Origin of the sequence: Nonomuraea terrae (assembly GCF_004348995.1) — a bacterium.
In the GTDB taxonomy this organism is placed as follows: Bacteria; Actinomycetota; Actinomycetes; order Streptosporangiales; family Streptosporangiaceae; genus Nonomuraea; species Nonomuraea terrae.
This window is the reverse complement of record NZ_SMKQ01000196.1, coordinates 1-17,321: the sequence shown is the minus strand read 5'-3', so window position 1 is coordinate 17,321 and position 17,321 is coordinate 1. Positions and strand designations below refer to the sequence as shown.

Sequence of the window (17,321 nt, the reverse complement as noted above, 5' to 3'; positions counted from 1 at the left end):
GAGCGGGGTGTGGCCCAGCGCGGGCGCGACCGTCCTGGCCGCCGTCGTGGCGCTGGGCGTGGGGGCCGCGGTGGTGGCGCTGGCCGACCGTCCCGACGCGGGCGCGCTTACCGCGCTGCTGCGCCGCGGCGGCTCCGGCTGAACGGTGTGCGCCCCGAGCGACCGGCCGGCTGGCCGGTGTCGCAAGCGCCCGGTGGTCGGTGTGCGGCGCGAGCGGCCGGGTGGCCGGTGTACGGCCCCGAGGGGTCGGGTGGACGGTGTGCGGGCCCCGAGCGGCCGGCTGAGGAAGGAGTGGGTTGTGCGGGTGGCCTTTGTGCTGGGGACGACGTCCGGTGGGACGGGGCGGCATGTGCTGATGCTGGTCGAGGGGCTCCTACGGCGCGGACATCGGGTGGTCGTGGCGGGGCCGCGCAGCGTGGAGGAGCGGTTCCGGTTCGAGGCGGCGGGGGCGGTCTTCGCCGAGGTGGCCGTGTCCGACCGGCCGCAGCCCCTCGGCGACCTGCGCGCGGTGCTGGCCATCCGGCGGCTGACGCGTGACGCCGACGTCGTGCACGCCCACGGGTTGCGCGCCGGGGCGCTGACCGCGCTCGGGCGCCGCGGGCCGGTGGTGACGCTGCACAACGCGCTGACGGCGGGCGGTTTCGTGGGATTCGTCTACGGCGTGCTGGAGCGGATCGTGGCCCGGCGGGCCGGGCGCGTGCTGGTCGTCTCACCCGACCTCGGCGAGCGGATGACCCGGCTCGGCGCCCGTGACGTGCGCGCCGCGCTGGTGGCCGCGCAGGCGCCGCCGCCGGCCAAGCGCACGCCTCAGGAGGTCAAGGACGACCTGGGCGCCGGGGAGCGCCCCCTCCTGCTGACCGTCGCCCGGCTGGCCCAGCAGAAGGGGCTGGAGACGCTGCTCGACGTCGCGGCCGGGCCATGGCCGGGCGGGCCCGCCGGCGCGCCGCTGTTCGCGGTCGCGGGAGAGGGGCCGCTGCGCGAGGGGTTGCGGCGCCGCATCGACGCCGAACGACTTCCCGTCACGCTCCTGGGCAACCGCGACGACGTGCCCGACCTGCTCGGGGCCGCTGTCGCGCTGGTGATGCCGAGCCGGTGGGAGGGACAGCCGCTCACCCTGCGGGAGGCCCTCATGACCGGTACGCCGGCCATCGCCTCCGACGTGGGCGGCATTCCGGAAATCTTGGCAGATGCTGGAATTCTGGTGCCGTACGGCGACGCCGAAGGGTTCCGCGCGGCCGTACGGACGCTGCTGACGGACGCCGCGACCACGGAAAGACTGGCCGCGGCGGCGGCGCGGCGGGGCCGGGAGATGCCCGGCGGCGACGACGTCGTGGAGAGCGTGCTCGCGGTTTATCAGCGGTAGCGCGCCACCCGGCGGTTAGGTGGGGTCGATGCGTTCTCATATACTGCCGGGGTTAGGGAGGGGAGTATCCCTTCGCGACAGCCTCGTCATCACGGTGCAGCCCCGCCCCATGGGGCCCCCGGGGCTGCCGGCTCGCCGCTTCTCGCGGGCGGGAGAGACCTCCGGCTATGAACCGCGCATGCCGGAGGGTTGAGTGAACGAACCTTTGTGGGCCTGGATCGTCGTCATCGGCGGTCTCCTCCTTGTCCTCGCGATCGACCTGTGGATCGTCGACCGAGGCGAAGCCCGAGAATTCTCCATGCGTCAGGCGAGTTACTGGGTGACGTTCTACGTCATACTCGCCGTGGCGTTCGGAGTGGTGTTGTGGATGACGGTCGGGGGTGTGAAGGCCGGAGAGTTCTTCGCCGGCTACATCACCGAATACAGCCTCAGTATCGACAACCTCTTCGTCTTCCTCATCATCATGAGCCGGTTCGCGGTCCCGCGGGCCTACCAGCACAAGGTGTTGCTCGTCGGCATCCTGCTCGCGCTCGTGATGCGAGGCATCTTCATCGCGCTGGGCGCCGCCGCGCTCGAGCGGTTCAGCTGGCTGTTCTACGTTTTCGGTGCGTTCCTCGTCTACACGGCGATCACCATCGTCCGCGACCATCTCAAGGGCGATGACGAGGAGTTCAACGAGAACATCGTGCTGCGCTGGGTGCGCAGGGCCTTCCCCACCACCGACGGCTACGTCGGCTCCAAGGTCACCGTCAAGGTCGACGGCAAGCGCATGGTCACGCCGATGCTCATCGTGATGGTCGCCATCGGCAGCACCGACCTGCTGTTCGCGCTCGACTCGATTCCGGCGATCTTCGGCCTGACGAAGGACCCGTTCATCGTCTTCACCGCCAACGCGTTCGCCCTGATGGGACTGCGTCAGCTCTACTTCCTGCTGGGCGGTCTGCTGCAGCGACTGGTCTACATCAGCTATGGTTTGGCGTTCATCCTGGGGTTCATCGGGGTTAAGCTCGTATTGGAGGCGTTGCATGCCAGCCATGTCTCCTGGGCGCCCGCCATTCCCATCTGGGTGTCGCTCTCGGTCATCGGCGCCACCATGGTCATCACCACCGTGGCCAGCCTGATCAAAGCCCGCATCGACATGCGCAAGGGCGAGGAGACGCAACCGGAACAGGTCTAGCGAAATGGACCTCAGGGCGCTTTGCTTGTGTAGTTAGGCCGTGTAATAGTTACTGGTTCCGTAACAGCGCGGCAAAGCGCCTAGTCCAGTCACCACCATAAGGTTGTACGTGTCAGACGATTCTGCCAAGCCGAGCCGCATCAGGCTCGCACGGGGGGTCTCCCCGTGGCTCCTCCCGACGGCGGCCACGACGGTCGCCACCGCGCTGCTGACGCGCCGAGACCGTCGATGGGCGCTCGCGGCGGTGCCGCTGAGCGCGCTCACCGGGGCCATGCTCTGGTTCTTCCGCGACCCCGACCGCACGGCGGGCGAGGGGCGCATCCTGTCTCCCGCCGACGGCGTGGTGCAGAGCATCGATCCGTGGCCGGACGGGCGCACCAGGATCGCCATCTTCATGAGCCCGCTGAACGTGCACGTCAACCGTGCCCCTCTTGCGGGAAATGTCACCTCCGTGCAGCATGTGGCAGGTGGGTTCCTGCCGGCGTTCAACAAGGACAGCGACCAGAACGAGCGCGTGGTGTGGCATTTCGAGACCGCGCTGGGCGACATCGAGATGGTGCAGATCGCGGGCGCCGTGGCGCGCAGGATCGTGCCGTACGTGAACGCGGGCGTGAAGGTCGCGCAGGCCGAGCGCATCGGGCTCATCCGGTTCGGTTCGCGGGTCGACATCTACCTTCCCGAAGGCATCTCTCCTGCGGTGTCCGTGGGGGAGAAGACGGTTGCGGGGGTGACCAGAATTGACCACGGCTGACGCCGGCAGCTGGCAGGCGGAGAACGAAGAGCCTCGTGGGCCCGTCGGCAAGGCGTTCCGCCTGTCGGCCGCCGACTCGCTCTCGCTGGGCAACGCCGTCTGCGGCTTCCTCGCGGTGTGCGTCCTGGCCTACTCCGCGATCCAGCAGCTCCAGGTCGCGCCCGGTCGGTTCACACCGGACCCGAGCTACTTCGCCACCGCCATCGTGCTGCTGCTGATCGGCGCCACGTGCGACCTGTTCGACGGCCTCGTGGCCCGGCGCTTCCGCGCTTCCGCGATGGGCGCCGAGCTCGACAATCTGGCCGACGTCATCAGCTTCGGGTTCGCGCCGGCCTTCATGGTCGTGATCTGGGGCATGGGCTTCAGCGACAGGGTCCCCTTCGCGGCGGTGCTCGTCGCGGCGGCGGCCGTGCTGGTGGCCGGTGTCGTGCGCCTGGCCAGGTTCGCCTGCGTCAAGACCAAGAGCGGCGACTTCATGGGGCTGCCCATTCCGATGGGCGCCATGAGCGTGATCTCGATCGTGCTGCTGTTCCAGCCGAGCATCTGGGCCCTGGTGGGCGTGCTGGGCGTGGCCTGGCTGATGGTCAGCCGCATCGAGTACCCGAAGCCCAAGGGGCAGCTCGCGGCGGTCGTCCTCGGGTGGATCATGGTCAATGTGGCCTTCCTCACTTTCTGGGTGGCCTGGCCCGAAGGCGGCGACCTGCCGATCAAGATCGGGGCGACCATGCAGATCGCGCTGGTGGCGGCGATTCCGCTGCGGATGCTCTTCTACAAGCGTGAGCAGCGCCAGTACAACAAGCGCCGTGAGGCCGAGGGCGTGGAGCACGTCAGCAACTGACAGCGCACTGACGGCGGGATTTTTCGGCATATTTCGGCTTTGATGGATCCATGTCAGCTACGCCGCGCGAGCACACGCGCACGTACTACCTCGGCAAACTGGCCGCCGAGCTGGAGCAGCGCGGGCTGACGGCCGCATTGCGGCCGTATCCGCCCGCGTTGCGCATCAGCGATCCGGACGGCACGATCATGCTCGCCGAGACGATCGACTGCGCGCCGCTCGCCGAGGGGTGGTACTACCGGTGGTCATGGGGTGACCCGGTCGGACCGGCCGACGACCCCGCCCTCGCGGCCGAGCGCATCGTGCACGTGCTGACCGCCCGCCGGTGATCGCCCGGCGGGCGCTGCGGTTTCTACCAGCCCCGGGCCTTCCACTCCGGAAGGGCCGGGCGCTCGGCGCCCAGGGTGGTGTCCTTGCCATGGCCCGGGTAGACCCAGGTCTCGTCGGGCAGGCGGTCGAAGATCCGCTCCACCACGTCGGTGTAGAGCTGGGTGAAGCGCTCGGCGTCCTTCTGCGTGTTGCCGACGCCGCCCGGGAACAGGGAGTCGCCGGTGAACAGGTGGAGGCCCGCCGGCCCGCCGTCGTACAGCAGGGCGATCGAGCCCGGCGTGTGGCCCCGCAGGTGGATGACCTCCAGGCTCACCTCGCCGACGCTGATCGTGTCGCCGTGCTCGACCGGGTGGGCGACCGGCACCGGCAGCGCGGGGGCGTCGAGCGGGTGGGCGATCACCTCGGCCCCCGTGACCTTGGCGACCTGCTCCAGCGCCTGCCAGTGGTCGCCGTGCTGGTGGGTGGTGGCGATCGAGCGGACCGCCTGGTCGGCGATGAGCGCGAGCAGACGGTCGGCCTCGGCCGCGGCGTCGATGAGCAGGCCCTCACCGGTGGCGGTACAGCGCAGCAGATAGGCGTTGTTGTCGAACGGGCCGACGGCGAGCTTGCAGATCGTCAGAGCCGGCAGCTCACGCACGTCGGCGGGACCGCCGACCTGGACGTCACCTGTGTACGTCATGGGTAGTCCTCTGGGGGCGTCGCGGGCAGATCAGCGGGGGCCGGCATCGTCAGCCACGGTGGCGGCTCTGGAAGGCGTGCGCCCCCGGGGCCCGGTGTGCACGATCGCCCCACTGGTACCAGCCTAACCCCCTCGCCACCGGAGCGGCCGGTGAGCCAGGCCAGCATGTCGGCGGGCGTGCCGGCGACCGCCGGGCCGGGGCCGAGGTCGCGCCACCGCTCGGCCTCCCGGCCGCCGCCCATGAGCACGACCTCGCTCACCGTGCTGCGTTCCCGGGGCCACGACCTGCGGCAGTCGTGCAGCTCCCGGCGCACGAACGCCTGCGGCCAGTCCGCGGGACCGTACCCGGCGGCCAGGTCCACGTGGTGCAAGCCGATCTCTCGTAGGCGGCGTACGAGGACGTACCAGGCGGGATGGGGTGGTGGGCGCATGCCCTCCACCTGCGCGGACCAGGCGTGCTCGGGCAGGTCGCGGACGGCGGTGGCCAGGCGGGCGGCGCCGTCCTCCAGCGCGGCCAGGTGCTGGGAGGCGGATCGGGTGGATCCGGCCTCGATCTCGGCGGCGCGGGCCGCGTACGAGGCGTACTGGGGGGTGCGGACGCCGGTCCTCGCCCAGGTGAGGAGGTTCAGGTGGGAATCGGTGGTGCCGGCGACGTGGGCGAGGACGTGCCCCCTGGTCCAGCCGGGCATGAGGGACGGGGCTGTGAGGTCGGTGTCGGAGAGGGCGGCGGCCGTGGCCAGAAACCGGTTCGTGGCGCGGGTCAGCTCGCCCTGGAGCCTCGGCAAAACGGTCATACCTCGATATTTCATCGTTTAAGGTGAATTGGCCTAGGGGCATAAAACCCCAGGTCAGGAGGTTGAACGTTGAAGGGCTCCTGGCACGGCGGGAGATGGCCGTACCCTGAGAGGGACAGGTTCTCGGCGGACGGAGTCGGCGCCGGCCCGAAACTGTCGGAGCCCCCGTCTACCATCCCCGTGGACCTATCCGCCTTTCGACTTCCGGGATCGCCGTGGCAGACCGCCTGATCGTGCGTGGTGCACGAGAACACAACCTCAAGGACGTCTCGCTCGACCTGCCGCGAGACTCGCTGATCGTCTTCACCGGCCTGTCCGGCTCGGGCAAGTCGAGTCTGGCCTTCGACACGATCTTCGCTGAGGGGCAGCGGCGCTACGTCGAGTCGCTGTCGGCGTACGCCCGCCAGTTCCTCGGCCAGATGGACAAGCCCGACGTCGACTTCATCGAGGGCCTGTCGCCGGCCGTGTCCATCGACCAGAAGTCCACCAGCAAGAACCCGCGCTCCACCGTCGGCACGATCACGGAGGTCTACGACTACCTGCGGCTGCTGTGGGCGCGCATCGGCAAGCCGCACTGCCCGGTGTGCGCCCGTCCGATCGCCAGGCAGTCGCCGCAGCAGATCGTCGACCGCGTGATGGATCTGGAGGAGGGCACCCGGTTCCAGGTGCTGGCGCCGGTCATCAGGGGCCGCAAGGGCGAATACGGCGAGCTGTTCCGTGAGCTGCAGAGCAAGGGCTACGCCAGGGCCAGGGTCGACGGCACCGTCGTCCGGCTGGAGGAGCCGCCGACGCTGAAGAAGTACGAGAAGCACGACATCGAGGTCATCGTCGACCGCCTGTCGGTCAAGGAGTCGGCGCGACGCAGGCTCAACGACTCGGTCGAGACGGCGTTGCAGCTGTCCGGCGGCACGATCACGCTCGAGTTCGTCGACCTGCCGGAAGACGACCCCAACCGCGAGCGCTTCTACTCCGAGCACCTCTACTGCCCCTACGACGACCTGTCGTTCGAGGAGCTGGAGCCGCGTTCGTTCTCCTTCAACTCGCCGTTCGGCGCCTGTCCCGAGTGCACGGGCCTGGGCACGAAGATGGAGGTCGATCCCGAGCTGGTGGTGCCCGACCCCGAGCGCACGCTCGCCGAGGGCGCGATCCACCCGTGGTCCGGTGGCCACGCCAGCGAATACTTCACCAGGCTGGTCGAGGCGCTCGGCCACACGGTCGGGTTCACCCTCGACACGCCGTGGGAGAAGCTGCCGAAGAAGGCCCAGAAGGCCCTGCTGTACGGCCACGACGAGCAGGTTCACGTCAGCTACAGCAACCGCTTCGGCCGCAGGCGCTCCTACTACACGACGTTCACCCCCGTCATCCCGTGGGTGCAGCGCCGGCACGCCGAGGCCGAGAGCGACTCCGCGCGCGAGCGGTTCGAGGGCTACATGCGCGAGATCCCGTGCCCGGCCTGTAAGGGGGCCAGGCTCAAGCCGGTCAGTCTCGCGGTGGCGGTCGCCGGCAAGTCGATCGCCGAGGTGTCGTCCATGTCGATCGGCGAGTGCGCGAAGTTCCTCGCCGCGCTCAAGCTGTCCGACCGCGACATGCAGATCGCCGAGCAGGTGGTCAAGGAGATCAACGCCCGCATGGGCTTCCTGCTCGACGTCGGCCTCGACTACCTGAGCATGGACCGCGCCGCCGCCACCCTCGCCGGCGGCGAGGCGCAGCGCATCCGGCTGGCCACGCAGATCGGCTCCGGCCTGGTCGGCGTCCTCTACGTGCTGGACGAGCCGTCCATCGGCCTGCACCAGCGCGACAACATGCGCCTGCTCGACACGCTCGTCCGGCTGCGGGACATGGGCAACACGCTGATCGTCGTCGAGCACGACGAAGACACCATCGCCGCGGCCGACTGGGTGGTCGACATCGGGCCCGGCGCCGGCGAGCACGGCGGCCAGGTGGTCGTCTCCGGCACCGTGCAGGACCTCCTCACCAGCGAGGAGTCCATCACCGGCCAGTACCTGTCCGGGCGCAGGAGCATCCCGATCCCCGCCCAGCGCCGCAAGCGCGACAAGAAGCGGCAGATCACCGTCAAGGGCGCGCGCCAGCACAACCTCAAGGGCGTCGACATCGACTTCCCGCTGGGCGTGTTCACCGCGGTCACGGGCGTGTCGGGGTCGGGCAAGTCGACGCTGGTCAACGACATCCTCTACAACGCGCTGGCCAAGGAGCTCAACGGCGCCCGCACGGTGCCCGGCCGGCACTCGCGGATCAACGGCATGGACCAGGTCGACAAGGTGGTCCACGTCGACCAGTCGCCGATCGGCCGCACCCCGCGCTCCAACCCGGCCACCTACACCGGGGTCTTCGACCACGTCCGCAAGCTGTTCGCGGCCACGGCAGAGGCGAAGGTGCGCGGTTACCAGCCGGGGCGCTTCAGCTTCAACGTCAAGGGCGGGCGCTGCGAGGCGTGCGCGGGCGACGGCACCATCAAGATCGAGATGAACTTCCTGCCGGACGTCTACGTCCCCTGTGAGGTCTGCCACGGCGCCCGTTACAACCGGGAGACGCTGGAGGTCCACTACAAGGGCAAGACGATCTCCGAGGTGCTCGACATGCCGATCGAGGAGGCGCTGGGCTTCTTCGACGCGATCCCCGCGATCAAGCGCCACCTGCAGACGCTCCACGACGTGGGGCTCGGCTACGTACGCCTCGGGCAGCCGGCCACGACGCTGTCCGGCGGCGAGGCGCAGCGCGTCAAGCTCGCCTCCGAGCTGCAGCGGCGGCAGACCGGGCGGACGGTCTACGTGCTCGACGAGCCGACCACCGGCCTGCACTTCGAGGACATCCGGCGGCTGCTCGGCGTGCTGGGGCGGCTGGTCGACGGCGGCAACACGGTGATCGTCATCGAGCACAACCTCGACGTCATCAAGACCGCCGACTGGGTCATCGACATGGGTCCCGAGGGCGGGGCGCGCGGCGGCACACTGGTCGCCAACGGCACGCCGGAGGAGATCGCGCTGGTGGACGAGAGCCACACGGGACGCTTCCTGCGGAAGATCCTCTCCCTGTGACGGCCGCTCGCCGCCTCTGACGGGCACGTGGCCGTCTCCGCGCCGGAGTGGAGCGGAGACGGGCCACGGCGGGCTCAGGGCCGCAGGGCCGTGTCGGCCGGTCGGGCGGCGGCCGGCACGGGGGAGCGGGTGGCGCGGCGGCGGCGTTTGGCGGCGTCGCCGCGTTCCAGCCACCACTCGGCCACCAGCAGCGGCAGCACCCAGCCGAGCCACGCCGACAGTGCCGCCACGGTGCTGCCCATGAGGGCCTCGTCGCCGTGGAAGGTCGTCTCGAACTGCGGCAGCAGCAGGATCGTGAACAGGACGCCGTAGAGCCGGTTGGTGATGATCGACATCGTCAGGGCGAAGCTGCGCACCATCCAGCGGCGGTGGTCGACGAACCTGCGCTGCCGGGCCATCCGCCATCCCGCCAGCGTGCAGCCCAGCCAGAGCAGCGCCAGCAGCACGTTGCTCACCATCGTGACCGGGCCCCACGGCGTCGCCAGCCCGGCCACCAGGCCCAGCAGCCCGCTCGGCAGACAGCCGCCGAAGACGTACGCGCGGCCGATGATGCGGTGCGCACGCGGATGGCGGCCACGGAACCACGGCCAGATCTGCAGGCAGCACGTCACCATCGCCACCGACCCGAACACCACGTGCAGGGAGAGCACCACGAAGTGCGGCGGGAAGAAGTCAGGGGCGGGCACGCGCGACTGACTCGGATCCAGCGACAGGTACGGCGGCAGCGAGAACGCCAGAAAAGCCGCCGCCACCACCATCAGCGGCGCCACCCAGGGACGCCGCCACCACCGGGGACGGGCCGATCGCGCGGGGCCGGCGGGCGAGGGCGCGGTAGAAAGTGTCATGCGCGCAGCCTGCGGCCCGCCGCTGACCGGAGACCTACCGCGCGCTGACCGCCGGGGCCACGTCGCGCACCGCACCCGATGGCCGGACCGAGGGTTGCCGTCAATAAGGTTGAGACCAGGTAACGACCGCACCTCCTCGGGGTCAACAGCGACACGGAGGGCGGGCAGGGGAGATCGACACGGAGCGGGGCGGAGCCATGTCCGACAACGGGTTGGGACGTCGCGAGATGCTGGGTGCGGCGGGGGTCGCGGCGTGCGGGCTGGCGCTCACCGCCTGCGGCGCGGGGCAGGCGCAGGAGCCGCCGAGCCTCAAGGGCAAGGTCATCGCCAAGGCCGCCGACGTGCCCGTGGGCGGCGGCACGCTGGTAGACGACCTGCAGGTCGTGGTGACGCAGCCCGCGCAGGGCGTCTACAAGGCGTTCAGTGCGCGCTGCACGCACAAGGGTTGCAAGGTGAGCACGCCGAAGGACAACGTCATCAGGTGCGCGTGCCACGGCAGCGAGTTCGCCGCCGACACCGGCCAGGCCACCAAGGGCCCGGCCACCGCCCCGCTGGCCTCCTTCCAGGTCAAGCTCGAAGGCGACGGCATCGTGGCGGTCTGAACCGGTAATAGTGCGTAGTTTCCCGGATCGGGCTCGTACAGGCTGAACCGGCGCCAGTGCGCTGGCCGTACCTGACAGCAAGAGCAGATCTGAGAGGACGCACCATGACGGAAACGACGCGGCGGACAGTGGTGTTCGGCGCCGGAGGCGCCGGGCTCGCGGCGGTGCTGACGGCGTGCGCGAGCTACGGCGCGCCGACGACGGACGCGAACGTGCAGGCCGACGAGCCGGCGTCCGCGGCCCCCGAGAAGAGCGCCCCCGAGCAGAAGGGCGGTGCCAAGCCCAAGGCGCTGGCCGACATCTCCGACATCCCCGAGGGCGGCGGCAAGGTCTTCAAGAACCAGAACGTCGTGGTGACGCAGCCGGCGGCGGGCGAGTACAAGGCGTTCAGCGCCACCTGCACCCACCAGGGCTGCGCGGTCGCCGGCGTGTCGAACGGCACGATCAACTGCCCCTGCCACGGCAGCAAGTTCAGCATCCAGGACGGTTCCGTCGCCAACGGCCCGGCGAGCGAGCCGCTGGAGGAGAAGCAGATCACCGTGGACGGTGAGAAGATCAGGCTCGCTTGAGACGCGTCTCATGAATTTTTCACCTGGGTGCGTTTGGGTGGACTTATGGGACAAGACCTGAAGAGCCGCAGGGCGATGATCGCGAGCGTCGGAGCCGGTGGCCTGGCGCTGGCGGTCACCGCGTGCGGCGGCACCGATACCGCGCAGCCTGCCGCCAGCGCCCCCGCCACCGAGTCCAGCGCCGCGCAGTCCGGGGCGCCGCAGTCGAGCGCCCCGCAGGGCGGCACCGCTCTGGCCAAGACGGCCGACATCCCGGTCGGCGGCGGCACGATCTTCAAGGACCAGAAGATCGTGGTGACGCAGCCGGCGGCGGGCGAGTTCAAGGCGTTCAGCGCCACCTGCACCCACCAGGGTTGCGCGGTCGGCAGCGTCGAGGATGGGGCGATCGTCTGCCCCTGCCACGGCAGCACGTTCGCCATCGCCGACGGCGCGGTGACGAACGGCCCGGCCGAGCAGCCGCTGGCGGCTCAGCAGATCACCGTCGAGGGCGACCAGATCATGCTCGCCTGAGCGGGAGCACTCACGCTGTCAGGGCATGCCCGCCGTACGTTCACGCAAAGTACGGCGGGCCACCTTGTCGGTGCGGGCTACTAGGCTTGAAACGTGGCGAGATCAGCGGGCAACACCTTGAGTTTCCGGCCCAAGCCGGGTTCGATCCCCGAATCCCCAGGGGTCTACCGGTTCAGGGACGCCGGTGGCAGGGTGATCTACGTCGGCAAGGCCAAGAGCCTGCGCCAGCGGCTCAACTCCTACTTCGCCGACTTCTCCGCCCTGCACCCGCGCACGCAGACCATGCTCACCACGGCCGCCGGCGTCGACTGGACGGTGGTCGGCACCGAGGTGGAGGCGCTGCAGCTCGAATACTCCTGGATCAAGGAGTTCGACCCGCGCTTCAACGTCAAGTACCGCGACGACAAGTCCTACCCGTACCTCGCCGTCACCATGGGCGAGGACTTCCCGCGCGTGCAGGTCATGCGCGGCGCCAAGCGCAAGGGCACGCGCTACTTCGGCCCCTACTCCCACGCCTGGGCCATCCGCGAGACCGTCGACCTGCTGCTGCGCGTCTTCCCCGTGCGCACGTGCAGCGCCGGGGTCTTCAAGCGGGCCGGGCAGATCGGCCGGCCGTGCCTGCTGGGCTACATCGACAAGTGCTCGGCGCCGTGCGTTGCCCGGGTCACCCCCGAGGAGCACCGCGCGCTCGCCGAAGACTTCTGCGACTTCATGGGGGGCAACACCAGCCGCTTCATCAAGCGGCTGGAGAAGGAGATGCGCGAGGCCGCCGCCGAGCAGGAATACGAGCGGGCCGCCCGGCTGCGCGACGACATCCAGGCGCTGCAGCGGGCGCTGGAGAAGCAGGCGGTCGTGCTCGGCGAAGGCACCGACGCCGACGTGATCGCGCTGGCCGAAGACCCGCTCGAAGCCGCCGTCCAGGTCTTCTACGTACGCGGCGGGCGCATCCGCGGCCAGCGCGGCTGGGTGGTCGACAAGGTCGAGGAGACCTCGCCGGGCGAGCTGGTCGAGCAGTTCCTGCTGCAGATGTACGCCGAGGCGAGCCCCGAGGCGATGCCCCGTGAGGTGCTCGTGGCCGCGCTGCCGCCCGACAGCGACGCGGTGACCGAGCTGCTCAGCGAGCAGCGTCGCGCCCGCGTCGACGTACGCGTGCCGCAGCGCGGCGACAAGAAGGCGCTCATGGAGACCGTCGAGCGCAATGCCAAGGAGTCGCTGGCCCAGCACAAGATCCGCCGCGCCAGCGACCTGACCACCCGCAGCAAGGCGCTGCAGGAGATCGCCGAGGCGCTCGACCTCGACCAGGCGCCGCTGCGCATCGAGTGTTACGACGTCTCCCACCTGCAGGGCGAGAACGTCGTGGCGTCCATGGTGGTGTTCGAGGACGGCCTGGCGCGCAAGAGCGAATACCGCCGCTTCGCCGTCAAGACCAAGGAAGGCGACGTCGCCTCGATCCACGAGGTGATCTCCCGCCGCTTCCGCCGCTACCTGGAGGAACGCTCGGCGACCGGCGAGCTCGCGCCCGACGACGACGCCCACGGCCCCATCGACCCCGAGACGGGCAAGCCGCGCAAGTTCGCCTACCCGCCCAACCTCGTCGTGGTCGACGGCGCCGGCCCCCAGGCGGCCGCGGCGCAGCGGGCGCTCGACGAGCTCGGCATCGACGACGTGGCGGTGTGCGGGCTGGCCAAGCGGCTGGAGGAGGTGTGGCTGCCGGGCGACGACCAGCCGGTGATCATGCCTCGTTCAAGCGAGGGTCTCTACCTGCTGCAACGCGTGCGGGACGAAGCACACCGCTTCGCCATCACCTACCATCGTTCGAAGAGGTCCAAGACGGTGAAGGAGAGCGCGCTCGACGGCGTGCCCGGCCTGGGGCCGGCCCGGCGGCAGGCGTTGCTCAGACACTTCGGCTCCGTGAAAAAGCTGCGCGATGCCACTGCCGCCGAGATCTGTGCGGTTCCCGGCATCGGCCCGTCCATCGCCGAGGTCATCGTGTCGACGCTGAAGGGAGAGTCACCTTGATCTCGTCAGGATGCCAGGGTGTTCACGCAGGAGCATCAGGCGGCCGCGCCGTACGCGGCGCCGCCGTGGAGAGCCGTGAGAGCCGCCGGGCCGTCGCGCCGGGCGGGCCGTCGGGCGGGGTGAGCCGATGAGCGCCGACCACGCCGGCGGGCCGGCCCCCGGGCAGGACGACGACATGAGCGCCAGGCCCGGCGCCGAGCCCGGTGAGGGCGTGCGCACCGAGACGGCGTTCGTCATCGTCACCGGCATGTCGGGGGCGGGCCGCAGCACCGCGGCCAAGGCCCTTGAGGACCTCGGCTGGTTCGTCATCGACAACCTGCCGCCGGGGCTGCTGTTCGCGATGGCCGAGGAGGCGGGCAAGGTCAAGCTCGCCGCCGACAAGGTGGCCGCCGTCGTCGACGTGCGCAGCCTCGCCTTCACCACCGACCTCAACGCCGCCATCGAGGAGCTCGAAGCCCGCGGCGTGCGGGTGCGGGTGGTGTTCCTCGAGGCCAGCGACGAGGAGCTGGTGCGCAGGTTCGAGAACGTCCGCCGGCCCCACCCGTTGCAGGGCGAGGGGCGGCTGGTCGACGGCATCGCCCGTGAGCGCGGCATCCTGCGCGAGGTGCGGGCCAACGCCGACCTGGTGATCGACACCTCGACGCACAACGTCCACGAGCTGCGCAACAAGATCGTTACGTACTTCGGCGGGGACGACCGGCCCGGGCTGCGGCTCAACGTCGTGTCCTTCGGCTTCAAGTACGGCCTGCCGGTCGACGCCGATCTCGTGGTCGACTGCCGCTTCCTGCCCAACCCGCACTGGGTGCCCGACCTGCGGCCGATGAACGGGCTCGACCCGGCCGTCAGCGAATACGTCCTCGGGCAGCCGGGTGCCAAGGAGTTCCTCGACGCGTACGAGGAGGTCCTGCAGGTGGTCGCCGCCGGATACGGGCGCGAGGGCAAGAGCTACGCGACGCTCGCCGTGGGCTGCACGGGCGGCAAGCACCGCAGTGTCGCCATGGCCGAGCAGATCGCCGCTCGGTTGCGTGATCGCGGGGTGGAGGTCCAGGTCAGCCACCGGGATGTGGGCCGCGAGTGACCGATGGTGCCGTCGAAGCCGGCTCGCCTCCTCCGCAGGGCGACGAGCCGGTCGCGTCCGCCTTCGACGTGGGCCCCCTACCGGCCCATCACGGTGACGGACCCTGTTCGGCCGGGCGGAGTGAGTTCCGCTCGGCCGGAGGGGTTCTCCCGGTGGGGCGCTGTGGCGGCTCCGGTGGGATCCGCTCGGTTGGTGGCGGTGATGAGGGCCCTGACGGCGTTCCTTCGGCCGGCCCCCGCGTCCATCGCCGACCGGCTGGAGTTCGGTCTGGTGGGCGCGATGAGGGTTCTCGATCCGCTGGGCGGGGTAACGGAGTTCGGCCGGTCGGTTATGGTGGCGCATCCCCTTGGGGGCCGGGCGCAGATGGTGGCTTCCCCGTACGGGGGAGTGGTGAGCGGGGCGTGCGCGAGCACGACCTGGACATGGACGAGACGCCCGCCCGGGCAGACCGGGACCGGGCGCATGAGAGAGCGGTGAGCGCGTTTTGCGGGAAGAGGTCGGGGCCCGGGCGATTCGCCGTGCTGAACCCGGACACTCCGGGTTCGGTCCGCAGGTCGTGGCACTGGGCGGCGGGCATGGCCTCTACGCCTCCCTGTCGGCATTACGGATGGTCACCGACCGCCTGACCGCGGTCGTGACGGTGGCCGACGACGGCGGCTCCAGCGGCCGGCTGCGCCGCGAGCTCGGCGTGCTGCCCCCCGGCGACCTGCGCATGGCGCTGGCCGCGCTGTGCGGCGACGACGAGTGGGGCAGCACCTGGAGCGAGGTCGTCCAGCACCGCTTCCGCAGCGAGGGCGAGCTGCACGGGCACGCGGTCGGCAACCTGCTGATCGTGGCGTTGTGGGAGCTGCTCGGCGACCCCGTGACAGGGCTCGACTGGGTCGGCCGGCTGCTCGGCGCGCACGGCAGGGTGCTGCCGATGGCCTCCGTACCGCTCGACATCGTGGCCGAGGTGGAGCTCGACGGCGTCGTCTCGACCATCCGCGGGCAGGTGGCGTGCGCTTTGACACCGGGACGGGTGCAGGCGATCTCGCTCGTGCCCGAGGACCCGCCCGCGCGTCCTGAGGCCGTCGCGGCGGTGCTGGAGGCGGACTGGGTGGTGTTCGGGCCCGGGTCGTGGTTCACCAGCGTGCTGCCACACCTCAAGGTGCCCGAGCTGGCCAGGGCGCTGCACGCGACCAAGGCCAAGCGGCTGGTCACGCTCAATCTGGCGCCGCAACCGGGCGAGACCGACGATTTCTCCCCCCAGCAGCATCTGGAGGTGCTCGGGCAGCACGCTCCCGATCTGTCGATCGACGTCGTGCTCGCCGACACCGGGATCGTGGACGACCCCGGCGCTCTGGAGAAGTCGGCCGCCGCGCTCGGCGCCCGGCTCGTCATGGCCGATGTGGCCGCCGGTGACGGCTCGCCGAGGCATGACCCACGACGTCTTGCCTCCGTCCTGGACGAGATTTTCCTCCAGAAGCGTTGATCCTGGTCGGCGTGGCGCGAAGGTGCGAGAGACTCAAGAGAGCCGGTCTGAATGGGGGAGAGGACTATCGCATGGCGATGACAGGTGTGGTCAAAGACGAACTGAGCCGCCTGCCGGTGCTCAAGCCGTGCTGCCGTAAGGCGGAGGTTTCTACGCTGCTGCGGTTCGCCAGCGGCCTGCACCTGGTGGGCGGGCGGATCGTGATCGAGGCCGAACTCGACACCAACGCCACCGCACGGCGGCTGATCAAGGACATCGGCGAGGTGTTCGGGCACAAGGCGGAAGTGCTCGTGCTCGCGCCCGCCGGCCTGCGCAAGGGCTCGCGCTACGTCGTACGCGTCTACCGCGACGGCGAGGCGCTGGCCCGGCAGACGGGTCTCATCGACAACCACGGCCGCCCGGTGCGCGGCCTGCCCCGCCAGGTCGTGGCGGGCGCCGCCTGCGACGCCGAGGCGGCCTGGCGTGGCGCTTTCCTGGCGCACGGCTCGCTGACCGAGCCGGGCAGGTCCATGTCGCTGGAGGTCACCTGCCCGGGGCCGGAGGCGGCGCTGGCGCTGGTCGGGTCCGCGCGGCGGCTGAAGATCCACGCCAAGGCGCGCGAGGTGCGCGGCGTCGACCGCGTCGTGGTACGCGACGGTGACGCGATCAGCGCGCTGCTCACCCGGCTCGGGGCGCACGACAGTGTGCTGGCCTGGGAGGAGCGGCGCATGCGCCGCGAGGTGCGGGCCACGGCGAACCGGCTGGCCAACTTCGACGACGCCAACCTGCGGCGGTCGGCGCGGGCCGCGGTGGCGGCCGGGGCGCGGGTGCAGCGGGCGCTGGAGATCCTCGGGGACGAGGCGCCTGAGCACCTCGTGGTGGCCGGGCGGCTGCGGGTCGAGCACAAGCAGGCGTCTCTGGAGGAGCTGGGGCAGATCGCCGACCCGCCGCTGACGAAGGACGCCATCGCGGGGCGGATCCGGCGGCTGCTGGCGATGGCCGACAAGCGGGCCTCCGACATGGGCATCCCCAACACCGAGGCGAACCTCACGGTGGACATGCTCACCCCCTGACGCGGTCTTGGCGCATGGGAGCGCCGTCAAGCGGACGGCGCTCGCCCGCGTCTCTCTGCCGACGAGTGCCCGCGGGGCGGGTGCCGTGGAGCCGGAGTCGGCGCGTGTCCGGGGGAGTACGGGGTGAGCGACAGGGGTTCCCGCCGGTTCCAGGCCGGCTGCGCGAAGGGTCCCGTCAGTCCTGGGT

Annotated in this window: 16 protein-coding genes; 13 read left to right on the top strand and 3 right to left on the bottom strand. The window is 70.5% G+C overall.

The genetic code is table 11. The features are described 5' to 3' along the window. Positions 1-298: 298 nt before the first annotated feature. From E1286_RS37910 to E1286_RS37890, 5 genes are all read left to right on the top strand, one after another. Positions 299-1,363 (top strand): glycosyltransferase family 4 protein, encoded by a 1,065-nt coding sequence (locus E1286_RS37910; RefSeq protein WP_132620564.1) that lies wholly within the window; start codon positions 299-301, stop codon positions 1,361-1,363. Between the two features lie 193 nt (positions 1,364-1,556). Continuing rightward, complete coding sequence (locus E1286_RS37905; RefSeq protein WP_132620562.1) at positions 1,557-2,540, top strand: TerC family protein; 984 nt, start codon at positions 1,557-1,559, stop codon at positions 2,538-2,540. 109 nt (positions 2,541-2,649) lie between these two features. Further along, complete coding sequence (locus E1286_RS37900) at positions 2,650-3,291, top strand: phosphatidylserine decarboxylase (RefSeq protein WP_187368280.1); 642 nt, start codon at positions 2,650-2,652, stop codon at positions 3,289-3,291. After that, positions 3,278-4,129 (top strand): CDP-diacylglycerol--serine O-phosphatidyltransferase, encoded by an 852-nt coding sequence (pssA, locus tag E1286_RS37895; protein ID WP_132620558.1) that lies wholly within the window; start codon positions 3,278-3,280, stop codon positions 4,127-4,129. Before E1286_RS37900 ends, pssA begins: the two co-directional genes overlap by 14 nt. 50 nt (positions 4,130-4,179) lie before the next feature. Beyond that, positions 4,180-4,458, top strand: a complete 279-nt coding sequence (locus tag E1286_RS37890; RefSeq protein ID WP_132620556.1) for a hypothetical protein — start codon at positions 4,180-4,182, stop codon at positions 4,456-4,458. Positions 4,459-4,481: 23 nt separating this feature from the next. Here the strand turns inward: E1286_RS37890 and E1286_RS37885 are convergent, their stop codons facing one another. Together E1286_RS37885 and E1286_RS37880 are read right to left on the bottom strand one after the other, a co-directional pair. Continuing rightward, complete coding sequence (locus E1286_RS37885; protein ID WP_132620554.1) at positions 4,482-5,138, bottom strand: MBL fold metallo-hydrolase; 657 nt, start codon at positions 5,136-5,138, stop codon at positions 4,482-4,484. After that, a complete protein-coding gene (locus E1286_RS37880) occupies positions 5,135-5,932 on the bottom strand; it encodes a maleylpyruvate isomerase family mycothiol-dependent enzyme (protein WP_132620552.1) in 798 nt (265 codons plus the stop codon). The genes E1286_RS37885 and E1286_RS37880 overlap by 4 nt, the downstream gene beginning before the upstream one ends. A 215-nt stretch (positions 5,933-6,147) precedes the next feature. On the opposite strand from E1286_RS37880, the gene uvrA reads away from it, so the two are divergent. Further along, on the top strand, positions 6,148-8,988 hold the full coding sequence (gene uvrA, locus E1286_RS37875; RefSeq protein ID WP_132620550.1) for an excinuclease ABC subunit UvrA: 2,841 nt from the start codon (positions 6,148-6,150) through the stop codon (positions 8,986-8,988). Between the two features lie 74 nt (positions 8,989-9,062). Here uvrA and E1286_RS37870 read toward each other — a convergent pair whose 3' ends face one another. Beyond that, positions 9,063-9,833: a DUF2306 domain-containing protein gene (locus tag E1286_RS37870; protein ID WP_132620548.1), complete on the bottom strand. Its 771-nt coding sequence runs from the start codon at positions 9,831-9,833 to the stop codon at positions 9,063-9,065. A 197-nt stretch (positions 9,834-10,030) separates the two neighbouring features. On the opposite strand from E1286_RS37870, the gene E1286_RS37865 reads away from it, so the two are divergent. The 7 genes from E1286_RS37865 to whiA all read left to right on the top strand — a co-directional run bounded on the left by E1286_RS37865 (position 10,031) and on the right by whiA (position 17,134). Then, complete coding sequence (locus E1286_RS37865) at positions 10,031-10,435, top strand: Rieske (2Fe-2S) protein (protein WP_246075517.1); 405 nt, start codon at positions 10,031-10,033, stop codon at positions 10,433-10,435. 104 nt (positions 10,436-10,539) lie between these two features. Beyond that, positions 10,540-11,004: a QcrA and Rieske domain-containing protein gene (locus E1286_RS37860; RefSeq protein ID WP_132620546.1), complete on the top strand. Its 465-nt coding sequence runs from the start codon at positions 10,540-10,542 to the stop codon at positions 11,002-11,004. A gap of 45 nt (positions 11,005-11,049) precedes the next feature. After that, the gene (locus tag E1286_RS37855; protein ID WP_246075516.1) at positions 11,050-11,514 is read left to right on the top strand and encodes a Rieske (2Fe-2S) protein; all 465 of its coding nucleotides are present in this window, start codon (positions 11,050-11,052) and stop codon (positions 11,512-11,514) included. Between the two features lie 93 nt (positions 11,515-11,607). Further along, on the top strand, positions 11,608-13,533 hold the full coding sequence (gene uvrC, locus E1286_RS37850; RefSeq protein WP_223190818.1) for an excinuclease ABC subunit UvrC: 1,926 nt from the start codon (positions 11,608-11,610) through the stop codon (positions 13,531-13,533). Between the two features lie 175 nt (positions 13,534-13,708). Beyond that, entirely contained in the window at positions 13,709-14,611 is a 903-nt protein-coding gene (gene rapZ / locus E1286_RS37845; protein WP_132620568.1) for an RNase adapter RapZ, read from the top strand. A gap of 556 nt (positions 14,612-15,167) precedes the next feature. Continuing rightward, complete coding sequence (locus E1286_RS37840; protein WP_281282821.1) at positions 15,168-16,082, top strand: gluconeogenesis factor YvcK family protein; 915 nt, start codon at positions 15,168-15,170, stop codon at positions 16,080-16,082. A gap of 71 nt (positions 16,083-16,153) precedes the next feature. Further along, positions 16,154-17,134, top strand: coding sequence for a DNA-binding protein WhiA (whiA, locus tag E1286_RS37835; protein ID WP_132620544.1), 981 nt, complete (start codon positions 16,154-16,156; stop codon positions 17,132-17,134). Positions 17,135-17,321 lie beyond the last annotated feature (187 nt).